At 65.9% G+C, this 22,673-nt stretch carries 23 protein-coding genes and 1 tRNA gene; 16 read left to right on the top strand and 8 right to left on the bottom strand.

Going from position 1 to position 22,673, the window contains the following annotated elements; all coding sequences use genetic code 11:
* The first annotated feature begins 15 nt into the window (after positions 1-15).
* The 8 genes from pgeF to ACN4E0_RS08065 all read left to right on the top strand — a co-directional run bounded on the left by pgeF (position 16) and on the right by ACN4E0_RS08065 (position 6,994).
* Positions 16-678, top strand: a complete 663-nt coding sequence (pgeF, locus tag ACN4E0_RS08100; protein ID WP_419567012.1) for a peptidoglycan editing factor PgeF — start codon at positions 16-18, stop codon at positions 676-678.
* 231 nt (positions 679-909) lie between these two features.
* Complete coding sequence (gene petA, locus ACN4E0_RS08095; RefSeq protein WP_419567010.1) at positions 910-1,482, top strand: ubiquinol-cytochrome c reductase iron-sulfur subunit; 573 nt, start codon at positions 910-912, stop codon at positions 1,480-1,482.
* A 23-nt stretch (positions 1,483-1,505) separates the two neighbouring features.
* Positions 1,506-2,801, top strand: a complete 1,296-nt coding sequence (locus tag ACN4E0_RS08090) for a cytochrome b (RefSeq protein ID WP_419567009.1) — start codon at positions 1,506-1,508, stop codon at positions 2,799-2,801.
* 23 nt (positions 2,802-2,824) lie between these two features.
* Positions 2,825-3,691 carry a cytochrome c1 gene (locus ACN4E0_RS08085; RefSeq protein WP_419567008.1) on the top strand — a complete coding sequence of 289 codons (867 nt, stop codon included), beginning with the start codon at positions 2,825-2,827 and terminating at the stop codon, positions 3,689-3,691.
* Positions 3,692-3,770: 79 nt separating this feature from the next.
* A complete protein-coding gene (locus tag ACN4E0_RS08080) occupies positions 3,771-4,301 on the top strand; it encodes an adenine phosphoribosyltransferase (RefSeq protein WP_419567007.1) in 531 nt (176 codons plus the stop codon).
* Positions 4,302-4,404: 103 nt separating this feature from the next.
* Positions 4,405-6,258 (top strand): cation:proton antiporter, encoded by a 1,854-nt coding sequence (locus ACN4E0_RS08075; protein ID WP_419567006.1) that lies wholly within the window; start codon positions 4,405-4,407, stop codon positions 6,256-6,258.
* 1 nt (position 6,259) lies between these two features.
* Positions 6,260-6,874, top strand: a complete 615-nt coding sequence (locus ACN4E0_RS08070; RefSeq protein ID WP_419567004.1) for an OmpA family protein — start codon at positions 6,260-6,262, stop codon at positions 6,872-6,874.
* A gap of 46 nt (positions 6,875-6,920) precedes the next feature.
* A tRNA-Gly gene (locus ACN4E0_RS08065) sits at positions 6,921-6,994 on the top strand.
* Positions 6,995-7,219: 225 nt separating this feature from the next.
* Here the strand turns inward: ACN4E0_RS08065 and panC are convergent.
* On the bottom strand, positions 7,220-8,068 hold the full coding sequence (gene panC, locus ACN4E0_RS08060; RefSeq protein ID WP_419567017.1) for a pantoate--beta-alanine ligase: 849 nt from the start codon (positions 8,066-8,068) through the stop codon (positions 7,220-7,222).
* Between the two features lie 75 nt (positions 8,069-8,143).
* Positions 8,144-8,917, bottom strand: coding sequence for a CsgG/HfaB family protein (locus ACN4E0_RS08055; protein WP_419567002.1), 774 nt, complete (start codon positions 8,915-8,917; stop codon positions 8,144-8,146).
* A gap of 223 nt (positions 8,918-9,140) precedes the next feature.
* On the opposite strand from ACN4E0_RS08055, the gene ACN4E0_RS08050 reads away from it, so the two are divergent.
* From ACN4E0_RS08050 to ACN4E0_RS08035, 4 genes are read left to right on the top strand one after another with little or no spacing between them, the layout of a single operon-like run.
* Positions 9,141-9,950, top strand: a complete 810-nt coding sequence (locus tag ACN4E0_RS08050) for a division plane positioning ATPase MipZ (RefSeq protein WP_419567001.1) — start codon at positions 9,141-9,143, stop codon at positions 9,948-9,950.
* Positions 9,947-10,249 (top strand): DnaJ domain-containing protein, encoded by a 303-nt coding sequence (locus tag ACN4E0_RS08045; RefSeq protein WP_419566999.1) that lies wholly within the window; start codon positions 9,947-9,949, stop codon positions 10,247-10,249. The genes ACN4E0_RS08050 and ACN4E0_RS08045 overlap by 4 nt, the downstream gene beginning before the upstream one ends.
* A complete protein-coding gene (gene pgmG / locus ACN4E0_RS08040; protein WP_419566997.1) occupies positions 10,246-11,649 on the top strand; it encodes a phosphoglucomutase/phosphomannomutase PgmG in 1,404 nt (467 codons plus the stop codon). Before ACN4E0_RS08045 ends, pgmG begins: the two co-directional genes overlap by 4 nt.
* Positions 11,650-11,676: 27 nt before the next feature.
* Positions 11,677-14,148 carry a ligase-associated DNA damage response DEXH box helicase gene (locus ACN4E0_RS08035; protein WP_419566996.1) on the top strand — a complete coding sequence of 824 codons (2,472 nt, stop codon included), beginning with the start codon at positions 11,677-11,679 and terminating at the stop codon, positions 14,146-14,148.
* Here the strand turns inward: ACN4E0_RS08035 and ACN4E0_RS08030 are convergent.
* The 5 genes from ACN4E0_RS08030 to ACN4E0_RS08010 all read right to left on the bottom strand — a co-directional run bounded on the left by ACN4E0_RS08030 (position 14,145) and on the right by ACN4E0_RS08010 (position 17,309).
* Positions 14,145-14,579, bottom strand: coding sequence for an ExbD/TolR family protein (locus ACN4E0_RS08030; protein ID WP_419566994.1), 435 nt, complete (start codon positions 14,577-14,579; stop codon positions 14,145-14,147). The two genes, ACN4E0_RS08035 and ACN4E0_RS08030, sit on opposite strands and share 4 nt — an antisense overlap.
* A gap of 141 nt (positions 14,580-14,720) precedes the next feature.
* Positions 14,721-15,152 carry an ExbD/TolR family protein gene (locus ACN4E0_RS08025; RefSeq protein WP_419566993.1) on the bottom strand — a complete coding sequence of 144 codons (432 nt, stop codon included), beginning with the start codon at positions 15,150-15,152 and terminating at the stop codon, positions 14,721-14,723.
* A 39-nt stretch (positions 15,153-15,191) separates the two neighbouring features.
* Complete coding sequence (locus ACN4E0_RS08020) at positions 15,192-15,722, bottom strand: ExbD/TolR family protein (protein ID WP_419566991.1); 531 nt, start codon at positions 15,720-15,722, stop codon at positions 15,192-15,194.
* Positions 15,723-15,806: 84 nt separating this feature from the next.
* Positions 15,807-16,601 carry a MotA/TolQ/ExbB proton channel family protein gene (locus ACN4E0_RS08015; RefSeq protein WP_419566990.1) on the bottom strand — a complete coding sequence of 265 codons (795 nt, stop codon included), beginning with the start codon at positions 16,599-16,601 and terminating at the stop codon, positions 15,807-15,809.
* A gap of 51 nt (positions 16,602-16,652) precedes the next feature.
* Positions 16,653-17,309: an energy transducer TonB gene (locus ACN4E0_RS08010; protein ID WP_419566988.1), complete on the bottom strand. Its 657-nt coding sequence runs from the start codon at positions 17,307-17,309 to the stop codon at positions 16,653-16,655.
* A gap of 361 nt (positions 17,310-17,670) precedes the next feature.
* On the opposite strand from ACN4E0_RS08010, the gene ACN4E0_RS08005 reads away from it, so the two are divergent.
* Entirely contained in the window at positions 17,671-18,513 is an 843-nt protein-coding gene (locus tag ACN4E0_RS08005) for a hypothetical protein (RefSeq protein WP_419566986.1), read from the top strand.
* Between the two features lie 70 nt (positions 18,514-18,583).
* The gene (locus tag ACN4E0_RS08000; protein ID WP_419566985.1) at positions 18,584-19,891 is read left to right on the top strand and encodes a homoserine dehydrogenase; all 1,308 of its coding nucleotides are present in this window, start codon (positions 18,584-18,586) and stop codon (positions 19,889-19,891) included.
* Here ACN4E0_RS08000 and ACN4E0_RS07995 read toward each other — a convergent pair.
* The gene (locus ACN4E0_RS07995) at positions 19,845-20,414 is read right to left on the bottom strand and encodes a hypothetical protein (protein WP_419566984.1); all 570 of its coding nucleotides are present in this window, start codon (positions 20,412-20,414) and stop codon (positions 19,845-19,847) included. The genes ACN4E0_RS08000 and ACN4E0_RS07995 overlap by 47 nt on opposite strands.
* Before the next feature lie 90 nt (positions 20,415-20,504).
* Here ACN4E0_RS07995 and glpX point away from each other — a divergent pair, with 90 nt between their 5' ends.
* Both glpX and ACN4E0_RS07985 read left to right on the top strand, forming a co-directional pair.
* On the top strand, positions 20,505-21,479 hold the full coding sequence (gene glpX / locus ACN4E0_RS07990) for a class II fructose-bisphosphatase (RefSeq protein WP_419566982.1): 975 nt from the start codon (positions 20,505-20,507) through the stop codon (positions 21,477-21,479).
* A 153-nt stretch (positions 21,480-21,632) separates the two neighbouring features.
* A complete protein-coding gene (locus ACN4E0_RS07985; protein ID WP_419566980.1) occupies positions 21,633-22,568 on the top strand; it encodes a ribose-phosphate pyrophosphokinase in 936 nt (311 codons plus the stop codon).
* The last annotated feature ends 105 nt before the right edge of the window (positions 22,569-22,673 follow it).

Below are 22,673 nucleotides of genomic sequence, written 5' to 3'. Positions count from 1 at the left end.
CTCGGCTAGAGGGACATGCACGATCACCTCGAGGCCTCGGTGCTGGCGGGGATCCCGCACGGCTTCTCGACCGAACGCGCACTCGACCTGGAGGCCATCCTGCCGGGCGCGGAGCTCGTGCGGGTGAAGCAGGTCCATGGCAACCGTGTGGTCGTGGCGAATGCCGAAACTTCGCTGGCGGTGGAGGCCGATGGCATCGTCTCCGACCGGCCCGGGCTGCTGTTGGGGATCGTGACCGCCGATTGCGCGCCGGTGCTGCTGGCCGATCCCGTCGCCCAGGTAATCGGGGTGGCGCATGCCGGGTGGCGCGGCGCGCTGGGGGGCGTGCTCGAGAACACGCTCGAGGCGATGATTGCGCTCGGTGCCCGTCTTGCGGACATTCGCGCGGCGATCGGCCCCACCATCGCGCAGCCCAGCTACGAGGTCGACGATGCCTTTCGTGCGGCCTTCACCGACGAAGACGAGCGCTTTTTCGCAGGCGGACGTCCGGGGCATTGGCAATTCGACCTGCCGGCCTATGTGGCGCGTCGACTGGGCACGGCCGGCGTGGAGCGGATCGAGGATTTGGCCCAGGACACCTATGCGCAGCCCGACAGGTTCCATTCCTACCGCCGCGCCACGCATCGCGGCGAAAAAACCGACGGTCGGCAGCTCAGCGTCATCGGCCTGCCCCGCTAAGCGCCGCCTTGCGGATCGCACGCGCACGCGCGCAAGTCGCCAAAATGGCGGTTGGCAACCTGTCGTATAGCGGCTAGAGGCGCGTCCAAACCGGGCGTACCGGGGGCTTTCGCGCACGCATAATCATTCGGGCGCACCGGCTATCCCTCAGACCGGTCTAAGGATTCATAGATCGCGCCAAATCCCGTCTGGGCGGCGGCGCTAGACCAAGGCAGGCAAGGCAAGGCGCTGATGGCAGACACCGCTGCAACCGCAACTCCCGAAACGGCAGGCGTGACCGATACCGGCATCCGTCGCCGCGACTTCCTCGACATCGCAGCTGTGAGCGCCGCCGGCATCGGCGGCCTCGCGGTTGTCTATCCGTTGGTCAGCCAGATGGCGCCGTCGAAGGACGTGCTCGCTGCAAGCTCGACCGAGGTCGACGTATCGTCGATCGAGGCCGGCATGGCGATCAAGGCGGTCTTCCGCAAGCAGCCGCTGTTCGTGCGCCGCCTGACGCCGCAAGAGATCAAGATGGCCGAAGACGTTCCCCTCGGTTCGCTGCGTGACCCGCAGACGCTCGAGGAGCGGACCAAGGAAGGCCACAAGGACATGCTCGTGACCATGGGTGTCTGCACCCATCTCGGCTGCGTCCCGCTGGGCGCTGCCGTAGGCGAGCCGCGCGGCGAGTTCGGTGGCTACTTCTGCCCCTGCCACGGCTCGCACTACGATACCGCCGCTCGCATCCGTAAGGGGCCTGCGCCGAAGAACCTCGAAGTGCCGGAATACGAGTTCACCTCGGACACCGTCATCCAGGTCGGCTGAGCTTAGAGAGAAGAGACGATACCATGAGCTTTCCCTGGGCCAAGGAATACACCCCGACCAATCCGGTCATGAAGTTCTTCGACGAGAAGCTGCCGCTGCCGCGCCTCGTCTACAACGCCATCGGTGCCGGCTACCCCGTGCCGCGCAATCTCAGCTATTTCTGGAATTTCGGCGTCCTCGCCGGTTTCTTCCTGGTGCTGCAGATCGTCACCGGCGTGATCCTGGCGATGCATTACGCCGCCAATGCGCAGGTTGCCTTCGCGACCACCGAGCACATTATGCGCGACGTCAACTGGGGCTGGATGATGCGCTATGCGCACGCCAACGGCGCGAGCTTCTTCTTCATTGTCGTCTACCTGCACATCTTCCGCGGCTTCTTCTATTCGTCGTACAAAGCCCCGCGCGAGATGATCTGGCTGCTCGGCGTCGTCATCTTCCTGCTCATGATGGCGACCGCCTTCATGGGTTACGTGCTTCCCTGGGGCCAGATGAGCTTCTGGGGCGCAAAGGTCATCACCGGCCTGTTCGGCGCGATCCCGCTGGTGGGCGAGCCGATCCAGGTGTGGCTGCTCGGCGGCTACGCGCCCGACAATGCCGCGCTGAACCGTTTCTTCAGCCTTCACTTCCTGCTGCCCTTCGTGATCGCGGGCGTCGTGATCCTGCACATCTGGGCGCTGCATATCCCGGGCTCGTCGAACCCGACCGGCGTCGAAGTGAAGCAGGAAAGCGATACGCTCCCCTTCCACCCGTATTACACGGCGAAGGACGGCTTCGGCCTCGGTGTCGCGCTGTTGCTCTATTTCGGCCTGGTGTTCTTCCTGCCGAACTATCTGGGGCACCCCGACAACTACATCGAGGCGAACCCGCTCTCGACCCCGGCGCACATCGTCCCCGAATGGTATTTCTGGCCGTTCTACGCGATCCTGCGCGCCTTCACCGCGGACTTCTTCTTCATTCCGGCGAAGCTGATGGGCGTGCTCGCCATGTTCAGCGCGATCCTGGTGTGGTTCTTCCTGCCCTGGCTCGACAAGTCGCCGGTGCGCAGCGGCCACTACCGTCCGCTGTTCCGCAAGTTCTTCTGGTTCGGCCTCATCCCGGCGATGGCGGTGCTGTTCTACTGCGGCGGCGCGCCGGCTGAAGAGCCCTTCGTCATGCTCAGCCAGATCGCGACGGCTTACTACTTCCTCCACTTCCTGGTGATCCTGCCGATCGTCAGCCAGATCGAGAAGCCCGAGCCGCTGCCCTATTCGATAACCGAAGCCGTTCTCGGCTCCGACGACAAAGCCGTCCTTGGCGAAAACGCCAAGCCGGCGGTCTGAGCGAGAAAGAGAGACTTGAGATAATGAGCAAACTTCTCAGCATCCGCTTGGTCGGCATTCTCGTCGGCGTGTTCTTCGTCCTAGCGGTCCTGTGGGCCTTCGTGAGCGGTGCCTTCGCGGTGATCCAGGAAGGCGAGCTCAAGCCGGCCACCGCCGAGCACGAGTTCCACGAGCATCCGAACCAGTATGCGTGGTCGTTCGACGGCCCCTTCGGCAAGTGGGACACGCAGCAGCTGCAGCGCGGCTTCAAGGTCTACAACGAGGTCTGCTCGGCCTGCCACAGCCTCAAATACGTCGCGTTCCGCGACCTCGAGGCGCTTGGCTACGACGAGAGCCAGGTCAAGGCCTTCGCCGCGTCGAAGCAGGTTCCCGGCGTCGATCCGCAGACCGGCGAAGCGACCACGCGCCCCGGCCTGCCGACCGACTATTTCCCCTCGCCCTATCCCAATGCGGTGGCGGCGGCGGCGGCCAACAACAATGCGATCCCGCCCGATCTTTCGCTGATCACCAAGGCGCGGCACGACGGCCCCAACTACGTGGCGTCGCTGCTGACCGGCTATCAGGAAATCCCGGCCGAGCTGAAGAAGGAATTTCCCGACTTCGCGCTTTCGCCGACCGGCCACTACAATCCCTATTTCGCCAATCTCGGCCTGGCGATGGCGCCGCCGCTTACCACCGCAGGTCAGGTTACCTTTGACGACGGCACCGAAGCCACTGTCGATCAGATGGCGAAGGACGTCGCGGCTTTCCTGACCTGGACCGCCGAACCGCAGCTGGTGAAGCGCAAGCAGACGGGTTGGCCGGTGCTGATCTTCCTGCTCTTCGCAACCGTTCTCGCCTATCTGTCGAAGAAGCAGATCTGGGCCGCCGCGAAGCGCAAGGACGACTGATCCGGCGCCTGGCAGAAATGACGAACGCCCCTTGCATCCGCGCGATGCGAGGGGCGTTTCGATTCCGGGGAGAGACTCGGTGACGCCCGACGAGCTCAAAGCGCTGATCCGGACGATTCCCGACTTCCCCAAGACGGGAATCCAGTTTCGCGACATCACCACGCTACTCGGCCACGGCCCCGGCTTTGCCGCCACGGTCGAATGGCTTGCAGGCGAGGTCGAGGGGGCCGAGGCGGTTGCCGGAATGGAAGCGCGCGGCTTTATCTTCGGCGCGGCGGTCGCGGCGCGCCTGTGCCTGCCGTTCCTGCCGATCCGCAAACCCGGCAAGTTGCCCTGCGCCGTCATCGGCGTGGACTACGAACTCGAATACGGGCTCGACCGTCTCGAGATGGATCCTGGGGCGATCTCCCCCGGACAGCGCGTGGCGATCGTCGACGATCTTCTCGCCACCGGGGGGACCGCACTCGCAGCGACCGAGCTGTTGCGCCTTGCCGGAGCGCAGGTCGAGCGCGCCGCCTTCGTCATCGACCTGCCGGACCTCGGCGGAAGCGGCCGGTTGGGCAGCGAGGCGGTCGATGTCCGCGCGCTGATGCAGTTCGAGGGCGACTGAAGTGCGCATCCGGACTGGATAAATAACCGGTCTCGGGCATTGATAGGTCTTGCGCCTTTGTCGGCGTAGCGACCCGCGGCCATCCGCGTAGTCAGAGAGGGGCATGGAACAGTCATTAGTCATCGCGATGGTCGGCATGCTGGGCATCGGCGCCCAGTGGCTGGCCTGGCGCACGGGCTGGCCGGCCATCGTGCTGATGCTCGCGGCCGGCTTCCTCGCCGGGCCGATCCTCGGCCTGTTCGATCCCGAACATGCCTTCGGCGAGCTGCTCGATCCGATGATCGCCATCGGGGTCGCGCTAATCCTGTTCGAAGGCGGGCTGAGCCTCGATCTGCGTGAACTGCGCCATGCGGGTAGCGGGGTGTTGCGACTGGTCCTGCTGGGCGGCCCGATCGCCTGGGTGCTGGGGGCCTTTGCCGCACATTCTATCGGCGGACTCGAATGGCCCGTCGCGATCCTGTTCGCGGGCATCCTGGTGGTCACCGGGCCGACCGTGGTGATGCCGTTGTTGCGGCAATCCTCGGTCCAAGCGCGCCCGGCCGCGATCCTCAAATGGGAAGCGATCGTCAACGACCCGATCGGCGCTATGTTCGCCGTGGTCGCCTATGAATATTTCCGCGCGGTCGCCGAATCGCCGGGCGCGAGCCTGTTCGAAGTGGTGCCGCCGCTGATCTTCGCGGCGATCATCGCGGGTCTGATCGGCTATGTCGCGGCGGCCGCGATCGCTTGGGCGTTCCCGCGTGGCACGATCCCCGAATTCCTCAAGGTCCCCGTCCTCCTGACCGCGGTTATCGTGGTGTTCGTTCTCTCGAACCAGATCGAGCACGAAGCCGGACTGGTCGCGGTCACGGTGATGGGTGTCGCGCTCGCCAACATGAACGTCTCCTCGCTGCGGAGCATCCATCCCTTCAAGCAGAACATCGCCGTGTTGCTGATCTCGGGGATATTCATCCTCCTTTCCGCCAGCCTCCAATTCGAAGAGCTGGCCTATCTCAACTGGAATTTCGCCCTCTTCCTGCTCGCGCTGCTGTTCCTGGTGCGACCTGCTACGATCCTGCTCAGCCTGCTGGGCAGCTCGGTGCCGTGGAACGAGCGGCTGTTCCTCGGCTGGATCGCTCCGCGCGGGATCGTGCTGGTGGCGATCTCGGGCCTGTTTGCCCTGCGGCTCGAAGATATCGGCTACGACGGAACCGCGCTGATCGGTCTCAGCTTTGCCGTCGTGGTGGCGACGATCGTCGCGCATGGTTTCACCATCGATCTCGTCGCCCGCCTGCTCAAGATCAAGGGCAGCAACCGGCCCGGAATCCTGATCGTCGGCAGCACGCCCTGGACCATCTCGCTCGCGCTGATGATGCAGGAGCTCAAGGCACCGGTGATGATAGTCGATTCGAGCTGGCAGCGCCTCGCGCTCGCGCGCCAGAAAGGGCTGCCCTTCTATCACGGAGAAATCCTCAACGAGGCGACCGAGCACAATCTCGATCTCGCGCCCTATGCCGTGCTGGTAGCGGCGACCGAGAACGAGGCCTACAATGCGCTCGTCTGCAACGAGTTCGCCTATGAAATCGGCCGCGACACGGTCTTCCAGCTGGGCGATGCGGTCGACGACGACGACCGTCACGCGCTCCCCAGCAGCATTCGCGGCCGCGCGCTGTTCGAATCGGGCTTTGGCGTGGAGGACGTCAACGAAAGACTCTCCCGCGGGTGGGTCTTCCGGAAGACCAAGCTCTCCGAAGAATTCGATTTCGAAGCTGCCCGGCAGCGACTGCCCGAGGGCGCCTCGCTGTTGCTGCTGCTCCGCGAGAACGGCACGATCCGCTTCTTCACCCATGCCGCGCGTCCCGAACCGCGGGCGGGGGACGTGATCGTCAGCTTCGCCCCGCCTCAGGAGCGGACGGCGCAGGAGGCTGCCGCGAAGCGCGAACGCAAGCGCACCAAGACCGCCGAACAGGGAGGATGACATGACGTACCGGCTCGCCCTTGTTCTCGTACCCGCCGTAGCCAGCCTGGCGCTGGCGGCGTGCAAGGATGACCGCGGCCCGCCGCCTTCGGAGGAGGACGCCGCCGAGAAACGCTCGATCTTCCGTCCGGAGTTTCAGGTCGAGCCGATCGAGGCGCTCGATCCACAGGGCTCGTTGGAAACACGCGTCCTGTTTCCCGAAGGAAGCGCACTGACCGAGGAGGCGCGTGCCGACCTGGCCACGGTCCTGGCTTCGCCGCAAATCGCCGAAGGCGGGGCGATCGTCCTGCGCGGCCACAGCGACAGCGGGGGCAGCGACGAGGTGAACATGCGGGTCTCGCAGGAGCGTGCCGAGGCGGTGCGCGACTGGCTGGTCGAAAACGGCGTGGCCGAAGACCGGATCACCGTCATCGCCTTCGGCGAACAGAACCCCGATCGGGCCAATGCATTGCCCGACGGCGCTCCCGACGAAGCCGGCAGGGCTGCGAACCGCCGGGTGGAAATCGAAATCCGAGGTAAGGGGGCCACCCCTCTGGAAAAGGAGCCGACGCTCGCCGAAAGCCTGGCGGAGGCCGCGGCGGAACGTGAAGCGGAGACCGAGGAACCCGCGCAATAGCGTGTTGACGCGGGCGCGGCTTCGGTGGCATTGGCGCCTCACCCGGGCGGGTATAGCATAGTGGTAATGCTCCAGCCTTCCAAGCTGGCTAGAGGGGTTCGATTCCCCTTACCCGCTCCACTTCCCCCATAGTGCAGACGATCGCTTGACCGGTACACGGCAGGCAGGAAATCTTTGCGTTTGAAGGGATGGCACGAAGTCGGGTGCACCGCGCAAACGGCGCCGTGCACCCGACCCTTGCGAACCGAAGGGCGGGTGCTGTTCTGCACCGTTCTCGACGGATCGCGGGAATAGCGGATGTGCAGTTTTTGTTACAGTCCCCCAAGCAGAGGACCTCGCGGCGGTTCAGCGAACCGGCATGTTGTCGATCAACCGCGTTCCGCCGATCCGCGCGGCAACGAACAGCCGTGTGCCCGGCCCGGCATCGCTGGCCGGCGCAAGGTCGCGGCCGTCGCGCAGCTCGGCATAGTCGACGCTGGCGAAGCCCGCTGCGGCCAGCGCATTCGCGAGTTCGGAAAGCACAGTGCCCGCCGTGTCGCCCGCCACCAAGCGCGCGATGGCGGCGCGCATCTCGCGGGGCAGCGCAGCTGCCGCCGCACGCTGGCCGGCGGAGAGGTAGGCATTGCGGCTCGACATGGCGAGACCGTCGGCCTCGCGTACGATCGCTACGCCGTGGATCGCCTCGACATGCGGCAGGGTCAGGTCGAGGTCGCGCGCCATCCGGCGGATCACGGCCAGCTGCTGCCAGTCCTTCTCGCCGAAAAAGGCCATGTCCGGCCGGACCTGGTTGAACAGCTTGCAGACCACCGTGGCCACGCCGTCGAAATGCCCCGGGCGGTCGGCGCCGCACAGGCCGTCGCTGACTCCCGCGACCGAGACGTTGGTGGCATACCCCTCGGGATAGACCTCCTCCGGAGAGGGTGCCCATAGCAGTGCGACACCCTCCGTCTCGAGCAGCGCGGAATCGCGCGCGAGCTGGCGCGGGTAGGCGTCGAGATCCTCATTGGCCCCGAATTGCCGCGGATTGACGAAGATCGACACCGCGACGTGCTCGGCGGCCTTCCGGGCCTCGCGTACCAGCGTCAGGTGGCCTTCGTGCAGCGCTCCCATCGTCGGGACGAGGGCGAGCCTTCCCTGGACGCGGAGCGCTTCGGTAGCGGGACGAAGATCGGCGAGGGTGGTGACGGTCTGCAGCGGTCCTGCTCCTGCAACGACAAAGGGCGGAGCGACCTCTGCCGCCCCGCCCCCCATGTTGCAAGCTCTGCCGGATCAGCGCGCCTCGGGGGCCGCTGCCGCCGCATCCTCGGGCAGGCCTCCGAGCTGGGTCACCAGATCGGTATAGGCGTTGAGATAGGCGAGCACGATGATCTGCCCGATGGCGGTGTTCTCGTAACTGCCGAAGCCGCCTGCGGCGCCCCCGCCGCCGCCGAACAGGCCGCCCCCGGCGGCCCAGCCGAGATCCTGCTTGCGGAAATAGCCTTCGACCAGCGCCTCCTCGACCGTGGTGCGGGCGTTGACGAGCGAGAGGACGACATTGGCCTCGCCCTTCTTGACGCGGATTCCGCCGGCCAGCGCCCCCGCGGTGCGACCGAACAGGCCGCCGACCACGCCGCCGAGGACGCCGCCGCCGCCGCCCGAATTGCTGTTGGCGCTGACGATGTCGGGCTGGAGGAAATAGTCGGCCGTCACGACCTGGCCGAGGCCGACGTTCTGGCCTTCCTGCAGCTCGCCCTGCTCCTGCAGCGCGCGTTCCATCGCCCTGTTGCGCATCGCGCCGCCGCGATTGACCATGGTGAAGCAGCCGGAGCGCTGGATGAAGACGCGGATGATCTGTTCCGGGCTGCCGAGGTTGAGTTCGCGCCACCATTTGTCGTCGGGTTCGACCACCGCGATCGTGCCCAGATTGCGCGCACAACGCGGAATTTCCATCGTCGCGCGATCCTGCGCCTTGCGGCCCGACGAGCGGCCCTGGGCGAGCACGGGTTCGGCGGCCATGCCGGTCATGGAAAGCGCGGCGAGCGCGGTGAAGAGCAGTTTTTTCATGTCCTGGGAATCCCTCCTATGGTTCGTCTCCGGCCGCCGGCTTCTTGCCGATCGACGCCGGTCGAATGCGACCCAGGCGGGGCGATCATATCAAATGATCAAGGGCAGGCTAGTACGCATCCGCCATTGTGGGTTATCCTGACCCGTCGGCCGAGCACGCGTTGCCGCCGCGCAGAGGGTTGGATAGGGACACCGCCAGCATGATATTGACGGCCCAATCCCGATGAGTTCGCACTCCCACCGTATCGTCTTTGCCAATGAAAAGGGCGGTACCGGCAAATCGACCACGGCCGTGCACGTCGCCGTCGCGCTCGCCTGCCGCGGTGCAGAGGTCGTCGCCTTCGATCTCGATCATCGCCAGCGTACCATGTGCCGCTATTTCGAGAACCGCGCCGAGACCATGCAGCGTCGCGGGATCGACCTGCCCACCGTCCGCTGCCACGTCGTCGAGGGCATGGACGGTGCCGCCATGGAAGCCTTCATCGCCAGCAAGGCGCAGGGTGCGGACTTCGTGGTCATCGACACGCCGGGCCGCGACGATCCGCTTGCCCGCCATTCGGCAACCACCGCCGACACGCTGGTCACGCCGATGAACGACAGTTTCGTCGATTTCGACCTCATCGGGCAGGTCGAAGGCGAAAATTTCAAGGTGAGGAAGCTGTCCTTCTATGCCGAACTGATCTGGGAAGCGCGGTTAAAGCGCAGCCGCACCTCGATCGAGCAGAATCGCGCGCAGATGGACTGGGTCGTGGTGCGCAACCGGACGGGCTTCACCGAGGCGCGCAACATGGCCCGTATCGAGCAGGCATTGATGGAAATGTCCAAGCGCGTCGGCTTTCGCGTGGCCAAGGGGCTCTCCGAACGCGTAATCTATCGCGAGCTCTTCCCCTCGGGGCTGACCCTTCTCGACAAGGGGCATCTCGGCGACCTCGGCACCAGCCATCTGGTCGCGCGGCAGGAGTTGCGCGGTCTGGTCGCCAGCCTCCGGCTCCCCGAGGCGGGCGCTGAGCAGGTCGCGGAAGCGGCCCAGTGATCCGCTTGCTCGCCCTTGCCGTGCTGGTCTCGGTCGCCTGCCGCTGGATCTTCGGCAAGTGGCCGTGGGAATATCTCACCGCGCAAAGCGCGGCGGACCGCGCGCTCGGCCGCGCACGCGCGATCCTCGATGTCCCGCGCACCGCCAGCGCCGAGGAGATCCGCGCCGCGCATCGTCGCATTGTTACAATAATTCACCCCGACAGAGGGGGTAGCGCCCATGCGCTGCAAGAGGCCAATGCCGCGCGCGACCTGTTGCTCGACCATATTTCCCGGACCCGGCTGGAGCGTTCCGAATGACTCACACTTTTGACCCCACCGTGCTGCGCGAATACGATATCCGCGGGATCATCGGCGAAACGCTGGGGCCGGATGATGCCCGGGCGATCGGCCGGTGCTTCGGCTCGATGCTGGCCGAAGCGGGCGGGAGCAAGGTTGCGGTCGGCTATGACGGCCGGGTTAGCTCGCCGCTGCTCGAACATGCGCTCGTCGAAGGGCTCACCGCATCGGGCATGGGCGTCGTCCGCGTGGGCATGGGGCCGACGCCGATGCTCTACTACGCCGAGGCGTCAGCCGCAGATGTGGATGGCGGCATCCAGATAACCGGCAGCCATAATCCCGCCAATTACAACGGCTTCAAGATGGTGTTCCAGGGACGCCCGTTCTTCGGGGCGGACATCCAGGAGCTCGGGCGCCGCAGTGCCGCGGGCGAATGGGTCGATGGCGCGGGTCAGGTCGAGGAGCGCGAGGTGCTCGAGGCCTATGTCGATCGCATGCTCGACGCCCTGGCGGGGATCGACGGGGCCGCTCTCGACGGTCTCCGGGTCGGCTGGGACGCGGGCAACGGCGCTGCGGGCCCCGCGCTCGAGAAGCTTGCCGCGCGCCTGCCCGGCGAACACCATCTGCTCTATACCGAAGTCGACGGCAATTTTCCCAATCATCATCCCGATCCCACGGTCGAGGCGAATCTCGCCGATCTGCGCGCGCTCGTCGCCGAAAAGTCGCTCGATTTCGGTATCGCTTTCGACGGCGATGGCGATCGCATCGGGGCGATCGACGGTGAGGGCCGGGTGATCTGGGGCGACCAGCTGCTGATGATCTATGCCGAGGACCTCCTCGCGCGGCGCGAAGGCGCGACGATCATCGCCGACGTCAAGGCCAGCCGCGCGCTGTTCGACCACGTCGCGGCGCATGGCGGCACGCCGCTGATGTGGAGGACCGGGCACTCGCTGATCAAGTCCAAAATGAAGGAAACGGGCTCGCCCCTGGCCGGCGAGATGAGCGGCCATGTCTTCTTCGCCGACGAATATTACGGCTATGATGACGCACTCTACGCCGGCGTCCGCCTGATCGCGGCGAGTGCCCGGCTCGGCAAGTCGGTCACCGAACTGCGCGGCGCGATGCGCCCGATGGTCAACACCCCCGAAATGCGCTTCCAGGTCGACGAAAGCCGCAAGTTCGCCGCGGTGGAGGAAATAGCTGCACGCGTGGCGGCCAGCGATGCCGTGGCCGATTCCACCGACGGCGTGCGCGTGACCACCGACGATGGCTGGTGGCTGTTGCGCGCCTCGAACACGCAGGACGTCCTCGTGGCCCGCGCCGAAAGCGACAGCCAGGACGGGCTGGACCGCCTCGTCGCACAGATCGACGAGCAGTTGGCGCTGAGCGGGCTCGAGCGCGGCGAGAGCGTGGGGCACTAGTCGACCCGGACCGGCGTTATCGAGGCTATGAGGCCCTGCGCAGTCCCGCCCGAAATCACCGCCTGGTTCGCCGGCCGCGGCTGGCGGATCCGGCGTCATCAGGCGGAGATGCTGGAGGCCAGCGATGCCGGGCGCCATGCCTTGCTCGTTGCCGATACGGGCGCGGGCAAGACGCTGGCCGGGTTCCTTCCCACGCTCGCCGACTTCGCACCCTCGCGGCTGGCGGGGGAAGGGCCGCCCGAGGGGCTGCATACGCTCTACGTCTCGCCTTTGAAGGCGCTGGCACATGACGTGCAGCGCAACCTGCTGACGCCGATCGAGGAAATCGGCCTCCCGATCCGCGTCGAGACGCGCAGCGGAGACACGCCCTCGGACCGCAAGAAGCGCCAGCGCACGCGCCCGCCGCACGTCCTGCTGACCACGCCCGAGAGCCTTTCGCTACTGCTGTCCTATCCCGACAGCTTCGAGCTGTTCCGGGGGCTCAAACGCGTGGTCATCGACGAGGTCCATGCCTTCGCAACGGGCAAGCGCGGCGATCTGCTTGCCCTCGCGCTGAGCCGGCTTCAGGCAATCGCGCCGGGCATGCAGCGCGCGGCTCTCTCGGCGACGCTCGCCAATCCCGAAGGCTTTCGCGAATGGCTGGCCCCATGGGGCGAGATCGATGCCGTCGAGTTGGTCGAGGGAGAGACCGGCGCACCGGCGGAAGTCGAAATCCTGTTGCCCGACGAAGAGCGCGTCCCTTGGGGTGGGCATGCGGCGACCTGGGCGATACCGCAGCTCTACGAGCAGATCCGCGCCAATCGCACCACGCTGATCTTCACCAACACCCGCTTCTTGGCCGAATATATCTTCCAGAACCTGTGGGACGTGAACGAAGAGAACCTGCCCATCGGGGTCCATCACGGAAGCCTGAGCAGGGAAGCGCGGCGCAAGGTCGAAGGCGCGATGGCGCGCGGGCAATTACGCGCGCTGGTGGCTACGGCGAGCCTCGACCTCGGGGTCGACTGGGGCGATATCGATCTCGTCGTGCAGATGGGGGCGCCCAAGGGCTCCAGCCGCCTGCTGCAACGTATCGGCCGCGCCAACCACCGGCTCGACCAGCCGAGCCGTGCGCTGCTGGTGCCGGGAAACCGCTTCGAATTCCTCGAAGCGACGGCAGCCAAGGAGGCGGTCGACGAGGGCCAGCGCGACGGTGAAGAGTTCCGCCCCGGGGGGCTCGACGTGCTGGCGCAGCATGTGATGGCCTGTGCCTGCGCTGCGCCGTTCCAGGAGGACGAATTGCTCGCCGAGGTTCGCTCCGGCCTGTCCTATGCCTGGGTCGACAAGGCAGCGTGGCAGCGTGTGCTCTCCTTCGTCGAAACGGGCGGATATGCGCTCAGGGCCTACGACAAGTTCAAACGGATCGTCCGCGACGAGAAAGGCATCTGGCGCCTGACCCACCCCGAGCAGGCGGCACGGCACCGGCTCAATGCGGGGATCATCATCGATTCCGAAATGCTCGAGGTGCGCATCAACGCCGGGCGGGGCCGGGGCGGGCGCAGTCTGGGCAAGGTGGAGGAGCGCTTCGCCGCTTCGCTCAGCCCCGGCGATACCTTCGCCTTCGCCGGGATGAGCCTCGAGGTGGTCAAGCTGCAGGACATGGAAGTGGTGGTGAAGGCGGCCAAGGCGAGCGCCATGATCCCAAGCTATGGCGGTGCGCGCATGCCGCTGACGACCCATCTGGCCGACCGCGTCCGGGCGATGCTGGTCGATCGCGCGGGCTGGGCGCGCTTCCCCGACGATGTCCGTGAATGGCTCGAAGTGCAGGACTGGCGCAGCCGGATGCCCGGACCGGGGCAATTGCTGGTCGAGAGCTTCCCCCATGCCAAGCGACACTACAGCGTCTATTACACCTTCGAAGGCTGGAACGCGAACCAGAGCCTCGGGATGCTGATCACGCGGCGGATGGAGGACCGCGGGCTGATGCCCGGCGGCTTCGTCGCCAACGACTATTCGCTCGCGGTATGGGGGCTGAAGCCGGTGACCGATCCCGCGCCCTTGCTGTCGCCCGATATCCTGCAGGACGAATTCATCGAATGGGTTCAGAATTCGCACCTCCTGCGCCGCGCCTTCCGCGAGGTGGCAGTGATCGGCGGACTGGTCGAGCGCCAGCATCCCGGTAAGCGCAAGACGGGCAAGCAGGTCACCTTCTCGACCGACCTGATCTACGACGTGCTGCGCAAATACGAGCCCGACCATGTCCTGCTCGAGGCGGCCTGGGCCGATGCGCGGACCCGGCTGACCGACGTCGGACGGCTCGGCGATCTCCTCGATCGGTCCGCGGAGCAACTTGTCCATGTCGAGCTCGATCGGGTCAGCCCGCTCGCGGTGCCGGTGATGGTCATGATCGGGCGCGAAGCGACGCCGCAGGGCGCGGTGGACGACGAATTGCTGCTCGAGGCGGAAAGCCTCGCCGGCGCGGCGATGCGGGTCGACGGGGCGTCGCCCGGGGAAGACTAGTCTGCGGGGAAGGTCCGGTATTTCTCATTGCCGACGAAGGCGAAGCGCTCGACCCCCGAATCCTTGATGAGAGCGATCGTCCTGGCCGAGGCATCGTAGCTGGCGTGCGCATCGGGCTCGAAGCGCAGGACCGATTGCGGCGCGGCCCTGACCGTTGCTGCAAGCTGGTTGAGCAGCGCCTGCCGGTCGAGTGGCTGGCCGTTCCAGTAGAGCCGGTCCGCCGCGTCCACATGAACCGTATTGACGCGCTCTATGGCAAAGCCCGGCGCGCCATTGGGAAGCGGCACCAGCAGGGTGTGGGTGGCGATGGGGATCACCATGATGAACATGATCAGCAGCACCAGCAGCACGTCGATCAAAGGCGTGATGTTCATGTCCGACATCGGACGCGGTGGCGGTGCATGGCGGTGGTGGCGGTATCCATAGGGCATGCAATCGCTCCTCATCTGTATTGTGATGAGATTACATCACAATACAGATGAAAGGCAAGTCTGCGGTGGACGTGGATGGCGGGCAAAAAGAAAGGGGCGGATCGCTCCGCCCCTTTCGCAATTCCTGGATGATTCGAGCAATTACTTGCCGAAGGTCCGATAGCGCTCGTTGCCGACGAAGCCGAACTTGGTCACGCCGCTGGCCTTGATGATCTGCAGCACCTTGGCCGAGAGGTCGTAGCTGGCGAGGGGTTCGGGCTCGAACTGGAGTTCGGGCTCGACCGCCATCTTGGTCGACTCGTCCAGCAGCGTGCGCAGCTGGCCCATGTTGATCGCATTGCCGTTCCACAGGATCTCGTTGTTGGCGGTAAGCACCAGCTTGTTCTTTTCCGGCTCGACGGTCACGTCGGGCGGGGTCTGGCTGGGTGCGGGCAGGTCGATATCGACCGAGTGCGTTGCCACCGGGATGGTGATGATGAACATGATGAGGAGCACGAGCAGGACGTCGATCAACGGCGTCATGTTCATTTCCATCATCGGCGCGCCATCATCCTTGCCGCCTGACATTGCCATAGTGGGTTACTCCCTAATCTGCTTTGCCGAACCGCGCGATCAACCGTTGGGGTCGACCGGGTTCGAGATGAAGCCGACGGTGGGATAGCCCGCCGCCTGGACGTTGTAGATCGCGCCGGCCACGCAGGACCACGGAGCGTTGACGTCGCCGCGAATGTGCACCTGCGGGATCTTCTCCGGGTCATCCATGATCGCTTCGGGACCGCCAGCGCGCTGGACGATCGCATCGAGGCGTTCGAATGCCTGGTCGTAGAGTTCTTCCGAGGTAACCGGCGTGGTATTGTTGAAATACACGCGGCACTCGCCATTGCGCGAGGCACCCTGGAAGCCCGGCTCACCGGCGCTGACGCCGTTTTCGTCGCTGGTGCTGACGGTCAGGAGGAGGTTCTCGACCTTATCCTTGGATTCAACCGATTCGAAAACCGGGATTTCCAGCTTTTCGATGGTCTGGATCGCGACCGGAACCGCGATGAGGAAGATGATCAGAAGCACCAACATCACGTCCACGAGCGGCGTGGTGTTGATGTCCGACATCGGAGTGCCTTCTCCTCCTCCTGTCGAAATCGCCATGGTTCAAATCCTATCGTACGAAAATTCTTGGGATCGAGGCGGCTGGGCGGGAGCTGCCGGAGCAGCCCCCGCCGACAGCTTCGATTACTTCTTGACCGTGGTGGTCGTGGTGGTCGTCGCAGCCGGAGCGGTGCGAGCAGCCTTGCCGGCCGCCTGGGTCGAGGTGGCGGTCAGGAAGGCCGGCTTCACGGTGCCGTTCGAGCTGATGTTGGCCAGCAGGTCGGTCGAGAATGCGTGCAGCATTTCCGAGATGCGGCGGTTGCGACCCTGCAGCCAGTTGTAGGCGAACACGGCCGGAACCGCGACCAGCAGGCCGATGGCGGTCATGATGAGCGCTTCACCGACCGGACCCGCGACCTTGTCGATCGAGGCCGAACCGGCGATGCCGATGTTGATCAGCGCGCGGTAGATGCCGATGACGGTACCGAGCAGGCCGACGAAGGGAGCGGTAGCACCGACCGTCGCGAGGAACGGCAGGCCGCCGGCGAGGCGCGCGTTGATCGTGTCTTCCGAACGCTGGAGCGAACCGTGCATCCAGTCGTGCGCTTCGAGCTTGTCGGTCATCTTGGTGTGCTGGTCTTCGGCGGTGATCGCGTCATCGACGAGCTGGCGCCATGCGCTGTTCTTGTCGAGCTTGGTGGCGCCTTCCTTGAGCGTGTTGGCCTTCCAGAACTGGGTCCGGACGTTCTTGTACTGGCTCATCACCTTGCGCTGTTCGAACAGCTTGGTGAAGAGGATGTAGAACGAGCCGACCGACATGATCACCAGCACGGTGAGGATCGACCAGGCGATGATCCCGCCCTGTTCCATGGCTTCGAGGAAGCCGAAGGAGTTCTGCGGGGCCGCCTCACCGGCAGCAGCAAGAAGTTCGAAGGTCATAACGAGTGGTCCTTTTGAAAATTCGTTGTCCGGTTAGAGCGGACGCGTCATTTAGTTGAGCTTGTATTGGATCGACTGCGCCAGGGTATCCGAAATCGGGTTGCCTGCAGCATCCAGTGCCGGGTTGTACCGCGCATAGCGCATCATGCCGTCGCATGCCGCACTATCTAGATCGCTTGATCCACTGGAGCGCGTCACGTTGCACGAAGACACACGGCCATCCGGACCAACCGTCACGCTCATTCCAACAACCCCTTCGATGCCTTCACGTTCGGCGCGGCGAGGGTAGTTGTTCTGGATACGCGAGGCCCAACCGTTCTGGCCCTTCGGCGAAGCGCCCTTTGCCTTCGACGGCGGCGGCGGCGGGGCCGGCGGCGCGGGCGGCGGAATCACCAGCCGCGGCGGGGCCGGCGGCGGGATCGTGACCTGCGTACGGATCGGCGGCGGGGCCGGCGCGATATTGATCGGGGGCGGCGGCGCGACCGGCGGCGGCGGGGTGTCGGGCACCTCTTCCGGCGGCGGCGGCGGCTCTTCCTCGGGCGGCGGGGGCTCCTCGATATCGATCGTCGTCACGCGCTCGACCACCTGCTGGACCGCATTGTATGCGAGACCGGTGATGAGAGCGTAACCGAGAGCAATATGGATGAGGGCAACAATGATGATCGCGACCATGCGATTGCCGCTCATCTGTTGGTCAGCATAAGCCATTCGGTTGCATCACTCCATCGGTCGCCCCGGGAAATGCCGGGGCATCGGGACACCGCCCTTGCGACCCGCCGGGATGGCGTGAAAGGGGGCATCGTTAACGCATTCGCGCCGCTAGCGCTCCTGGAAACTCTAGCGACGAAGGTGTACAGAAGTTCCCGATAAGAACCCGGACACCTCTCCCCAAGCAATAATGTATCATGCACTCGGGTCCGGCCCGACCCTTTAGCTACGATGCCCCCTCACCGCAAATGCTTTATCGGTTAACCGCCGATTCAGTGGCTTCGGGGAAGGAACCGACCACGACGGCCAGGGGTTCACCGAATCGGACCCCCCAAAAAACCTGCGAAAAGATTCTCCTGCCATGCCGATCCTCCTCCCTTCCGCCAAAATGCTCTTCCTGTCCGCGGCGTTGGCAGCGGCATCGGCTCCCGCCGTCGCCCAGGACGGCGTCCCTGCCCCGTCGCTGACCTATGCCGACATGGTGGACCTCGCCGATGGCGCACCGCTGGTCCTCCGCGCCCAGATCCGCAAGCAGGCCACGGTGGAGAAGGAACGCTCCCCGGGCCTCGCGCCCGGCTTCGTACGCCTCTACATCGAGGCGCGAACGACTGCGCTCATCGCCGGCAATGCTCCGGTGGGCGAGGCGCTGCATTACCTCGTCGACGTGCCGCTCGATGCGAAGGGCAAGCCACCCAAGCTCAAGAAGCAGGAGGTCATCCTCTTCGCCCGGCCGGTGGCCGGGCATCCGGGCCAGCTCCAGCTGGTCGATCCCCAGGCCCAGCTGCCCTATGGCGAGGCCGCCGAGCAGCGGCTGCGCCCGATCCTCACCGAGCTGTTGTCGCCCGATGCACCGCCGCGAGTGACGGGGATTCGCGACGCCCTCGCCGTGGAGGGCACGCTGGTCGGTGAATCGGAGACCCAGCTGTTCCTCGATACGCAGAACGATGGGCCGGTCTCGGTGACTGTGGTTCGCCGTCCGGGCCAGGCCCCGCGCTGGGGTGTTTCCTGGACCGAGATCGTCGACCAGGCCGCGCGACCGCCCCGCCCTGAAACGCTCGAATGGTACCGTCTCGCCTGCTCGCTGCCCGAAACGCTGCCGGCCAGCGCCAATCTTTCGCGCGATCCGCAGGCGCGCGCGCTGGCCGCGCGCGACTATGCGCTGGTCCGCTCCGAACTCGGCGCCTGCACCCGTACGCGCGACTAGAGGCCGCGCTTGACCTCGGCCAAGACAAAGTGGTTCCATCGGCGGGTACGCTTGCGCTAGGCGGGCGGGCATGGCTGAACCGCTACGCATTGCCCTTGCCGGCCTCGGCACCGTCGGGACCGGTGTCATCGAACTCCTCGAAACCAACCGTTCGACGATCGAGCGGCGGGCCGGGCGCCCGCTCGAGATCGTCGCGGTCAACGCCCGCGACCGCTCGCGCGATCGCGGGGTCGATCTTTCCCCCTATGCCTGGGTCGACGACATGCAGGCGATGGCGGAGCGCGCCGACGTCGATGTGGTGCTCGAACTGGTCGGCGGGTCCGACGGTCCGGCGCTGACTCTCGCCCGCGCAGCGCTCGACGCGGGCAAGGGCTTCGTCACTGCGAACAAGGCGATGATCGCGCATCACGGGCTCGCTCTGGCCGAACAGGCCGCGCTGCGCGGCGTCCCGCTCAAGTTCGAAGCCGCCGTTGCCGGCGGCATCCCGGTCGTGAAGGGCCTGCGCGAGGGCGCTGCGGCCAACCGCATCGAGCGAATCTACGGGATTCTCAACGGGACCTGCAACTACATCCTCTCGGAGATGGAGCGGACCGGCGCGGACTTCTCCGACATGCTCCGCGGTGCGCAGGAGAAGGGTTATGCCGAGGCCGACCCGACCTTCGACATCGAGGGGGTCGATGCGGCGCACAAGCTCGCGATCCTCGCCGCGATCGGGTTCGGCGCGCGGGTCGATTTCGACAATGTCAGCGCCACGGGCATCGGCGAGGTGCGCGCGGCCGACATCACCCAGGCCGCCACGCTCGGCTACGTCATCCGCCTGGTCGGCATCGCCTCGCTCGACGAAAGCGCGGAGGAGCCGCGCTTGCTCCAGCGCGTCCGCCCCTGCCTGGTGGCGCGCGGTCATCCGCTGGCGGCGGTGACCGGCCCCACCAATGCGGTGGTGGCCGAGGGCAATTTTTCCGGCCGCCTGCTGTTCCAGGGCGCGGGCGCCGGTGCCGGTCCGACCGCCAGCGCGGTGGTCGCCGACCTCATCGACATCGCCCGCGGCGACAGCGGTGCGCCGTTCTCCGTCGCGGTGGAGGAGCTCGAGCAATTCGCTCCCGCCGATCCGGGGAACCGCGTCGGTCGCGACTATATCCGCTTCACGGTCACCGACCGGCCCGGCGTGCTGGCCGAGATCACAGCCGCCATGCGCGATGCCGAGGTTTCGATCGAAAGCCTGATCCAGCGCGGTCGCGATCACGACGGGGGCGAGGTGCTGGTGGCGATGGTGACCCATGAAGGCCCCGAACGCTGCGTCACCAAGGCGCTCGACCTGCTCGAGGGATCGCCTAGCCTGACGGCTCCGCCGCTGGTGATGCCGATTCTGAAGGAGTGATGTCGGCGGGTACCGGCGGTAGCCCGAGCTCGTACTGTGTCGGCTGCGTGACGGGCACCGGATTTTCGGTACCACGGGGCGCGAGGCCGCGCCCCACCCGGTCGGCATCCGAACCCGGGGGAGCTTCGGGAATCGCGTCGAAATCGACGAGATAGGCGGGAGGGGGCACCTTGCCGAAGCCGATGCACATGCCTTTCTCGGGGTTCTTCTTGCAGGACTCACCGAAATCCGGTGCGCGCGGGTCGCCCTTGTTCATCGTCTCTGCCGCATATCGCTGCTCTGCCCGGTCTTCGTCATAGCCGAATTCATGGCCGCTGCGCCGCCTGCGGCAGACGACGATCTCGCCCGAGATGCTGGCCGCTTCCTGCTCGGCACTGCAATCCTCGAGCGGCGCGTCGTAATCTTCCTGCGGCACGAGAATGTCGATCCGCTCGGGCGGCGCCGAATCCTGTTGCGCCAGCACGGGCGAAGGCAGACATGCCGCTGCAATCATCGCGAAGGGACCCCACCAGCGTCTCGACAATCTGCGGCTCCCTGTCTATCCGCGCCGCGCATACGAATTCACACGGCGGCACCCTGTCGCGCCAAACTCACGTGAGGGACTGAACCGATTATGAACTTGCCCGCCGACAACCCGCTCGATCGCGTTCTCGTCATGGAGCTGGTCCGTGTGACCGAAGCGGCCGCAGTGGCTGCGTCCAAGCTGATCGGTCGCGGCGACGAGAAGGCCGCCGACGCCGCAGCGGTCGAGGCGATGCGCAAGGCGTTCGACACGCTCTATATCGACGGTACGGTGGTCATCGGTGAGGGCGAGCGCGACGAGGCGCCGATGCTCTTCATCGGCGAGAAGGTCGGCGGCGCACCTGGCAAGGGACCGAAAATCGACATCGCGCTCGATCCGCTGGAAGGCACCACCATCACCGCCAAGGCGGGCCCGAACTCGCTCGCGGTTCTCGCTGCCAGCGCCGAAGGCTGTCTGCTCAACGCACCCGACGTCTATATGGACAAGCTGGCGGTCGGCCCCGGTTATCCCGAAGGCATCATCGATCTCGCCAAGACGCCGACCGAGAACGTCAAGGCAGTGGCGGCGGCCAAGGGCGTCGAGCCGTCCGACATCATCGTCTGCGTGCTCGACCGTCCGCGCCACGCCGATCTCATCGCCGAACTGCGCGGGCTGGGCTGCGGCGTGGTGCTGATCGGCGACGGCGATGTCGCCGGAGTGATCGCGGTGACCGACGAGAACACCACGATCGACATGTATATGGGGCAGGGCGGCGCGCCCGAAGGCGTGCTCGCGGCGGCCGCGCTGCGCTGCGTCGGCGGGCAGTTCAACGGCCGGCTGGTGTTCCGCAACGACGACGAGAAAGCCCGCGCGCGCAAGTGGGGAATCGAGGATCTCGACCGCATCTACACGCGCGACGACCTGGTGAAAGGCGACTGCATCTTCGCCGCCACTGGGGTGACCTCGGGCTCGCTGCTCGACGGCGTGAAATACCTTCGCGGCGGGCGCATGACGACCGACAGCGTGGTGATGCGCGCCAGCTCCGGCACGGTGCGCTGGGTCAAGGGCGAACACCGCGCGAAGTAGGTCTGGGGCGTGCAGTCGCTGCCGCTGCAAACCGGCGGCCGGCGGCGATGGCGCCACCCGCAAAAGTCTCCCCAAAACCCGCATCCCCATGTTGCATTCCCGTGACGCTCGGCTAGGCGGTGCGCATCGCCAGCTGACCCAGGGATTCTCCACATGAAGATCATGGCCGCCAATTCGAACCTGCCGCTCGCCCGCGCGATCGCCGGCTACCTCGAAATGCCGCTCGTCGATGCGCAGGTGCGCCGCTTCGCCGACGAGGAGATCTTCGTCGAGATCCATGAGAACGTGCGCGGCGAGGACGTCTTCGTCGTGCAGTCGACCAGCTATCCGGCGAACGACAACCTGATGGAACTGCTGATCTGCATCGATGCGCTGAAGCGCGCCTCGGCGCGGCGGATCACCGCGGTGGTGCCCTATTTCGGCTACGCAAGGCAGGATCGCAAACCCGGTCCGCGCACGCCGATCTCGGCCAAGCTGGTGGCCAATCTGATCACCGAGGCGGGGGCCGACCGCGTCCTCGCGGTCGATCTCCACGCCGGGCAGATTCAGGGCTTCTTCGACATCCCGACCGACAACCTCTTCGCCGCGCCGGTCATGGCGGCCGACATTCAGGCGCGCTACGGCGACCAGGACCTCATGGTCGTCTCGCCCGACGTTGGCGGCGTGGTCCGCGCGCGCGCGCTGGCCAAGCGGCTCGACAACGCCCCGCTGGCGATCGTCGACAAGCGTCGCGATCGCCCCGGCGAGAGCGAGGTGATGAACATCATCGGCGAGGTCTCGGGCCGCCACTGTATCATGATCGACGACATCGTCGATTCGGGCGGCACGCTGTGCAATGCGGCGCAGGCGCTGCTCGACCAGGGCGCGGCCTCGGTCGCCGCCTATATCACCCATGGCGTGCTGTCGGGCGGTGCGGTGGCGCGGGTCGACGGCTCGGCGCTCAAGGAACTGGTGATCACCGATTCGATCCGCCCGACCGATGCTGCCAAGGATTCGGGCAAGATCCGCATCCTCACCATCGCCCCGCTGATCGGCGAGGCGGTCCGCCGCATCGCGGACGAGAGCTCGGTTTCCAGCCTGTTCGACTGAGGCTCCGATTACATCCGATTCGGATGTGACTCGCCTTCGGGTTTCGCTTGCTCGGATAGACACTCCCTCGACGTTCGAAACGAAGGGGGGATGCTATGAAACGGT

It is taken from the genome of Qipengyuania sp., from assembly GCF_048550555.1.
Classification (GTDB): domain Bacteria; phylum Pseudomonadota; class Alphaproteobacteria; order Sphingomonadales; family Sphingomonadaceae; genus Qipengyuania.
The sequence above is the reverse complement of the archived record's forward strand: the minus strand, read 5'-3'. Positions and strand labels throughout refer to the sequence as shown.

Bases quoted from the DNA above. Each gene is read 5' to 3' on its own strand.
- pgeF (WP_419567012.1), top strand. From the start codon at position 16: ATGCACGATCACCTCGAGGCCTCGGTGCTGGCGGGGATCCCGCACGGC.
- petA (WP_419567010.1), top strand. From the start codon at position 910: ATGGCAGACACCGCTGCAACCGCAACTCCCGAAACGGCAGGCGTGACC.
- ACN4E0_RS08090 (WP_419567009.1), top strand. From the start codon at position 1,506: ATGAGCTTTCCCTGGGCCAAGGAATACACCCCGACCAATCCGGTCATG.
- ACN4E0_RS08085 (WP_419567008.1), top strand. From the start codon at position 2,825: ATGAGCAAACTTCTCAGCATCCGCTTGGTCGGCATTCTCGTCGGCGTG.
- ACN4E0_RS08075 (WP_419567006.1), top strand. From the start codon at position 4,405: ATGGAACAGTCATTAGTCATCGCGATGGTCGGCATGCTGGGCATCGGC.
- ACN4E0_RS08070 (WP_419567004.1), top strand. From the start codon at position 6,260: ATGACGTACCGGCTCGCCCTTGTTCTCGTACCCGCCGTAGCCAGCCTG.
- ACN4E0_RS08055 (WP_419567002.1), bottom strand. From the start codon at position 8,917: ATGAAAAAACTGCTCTTCACCGCGCTCGCCGCGCTTTCCATGACCGGC.
- ACN4E0_RS08050 (WP_419567001.1), top strand. From the start codon at position 9,141: ATGAGTTCGCACTCCCACCGTATCGTCTTTGCCAATGAAAAGGGCGGT.
- pgmG (WP_419566997.1), top strand. From the start codon at position 10,246: ATGACTCACACTTTTGACCCCACCGTGCTGCGCGAATACGATATCCGC.
- ACN4E0_RS08035 (WP_419566996.1), top strand. From the start codon at position 11,677: ATGAGGCCCTGCGCAGTCCCGCCCGAAATCACCGCCTGGTTCGCCGGC.
- ACN4E0_RS08030 (WP_419566994.1), bottom strand. From the start codon at position 14,579: ATGCCCTATGGATACCGCCACCACCGCCATGCACCGCCACCGCGTCCG.
- ACN4E0_RS08025 (WP_419566993.1), bottom strand. From the start codon at position 15,152: ATGGCAATGTCAGGCGGCAAGGATGATGGCGCGCCGATGATGGAAATG.
- ACN4E0_RS08020 (WP_419566991.1), bottom strand. From the start codon at position 15,722: ATGGCGATTTCGACAGGAGGAGGAGAAGGCACTCCGATGTCGGACATC.
- ACN4E0_RS08015 (WP_419566990.1), bottom strand. From the start codon at position 16,601: ATGACCTTCGAACTTCTTGCTGCTGCCGGTGAGGCGGCCCCGCAGAAC.
- ACN4E0_RS08010 (WP_419566988.1), bottom strand. From the start codon at position 17,309: ATGGCTTATGCTGACCAACAGATGAGCGGCAATCGCATGGTCGCGATC.
- ACN4E0_RS08005 (WP_419566986.1), top strand. From the start codon at position 17,671: ATGCCGATCCTCCTCCCTTCCGCCAAAATGCTCTTCCTGTCCGCGGCG.
- ACN4E0_RS08000 (WP_419566985.1), top strand. From the start codon at position 18,584: ATGGCTGAACCGCTACGCATTGCCCTTGCCGGCCTCGGCACCGTCGGG.
- glpX (WP_419566982.1), top strand. From the start codon at position 20,505: ATGAACTTGCCCGCCGACAACCCGCTCGATCGCGTTCTCGTCATGGAG.
- ACN4E0_RS07985 (WP_419566980.1), top strand. From the start codon at position 21,633: ATGAAGATCATGGCCGCCAATTCGAACCTGCCGCTCGCCCGCGCGATC.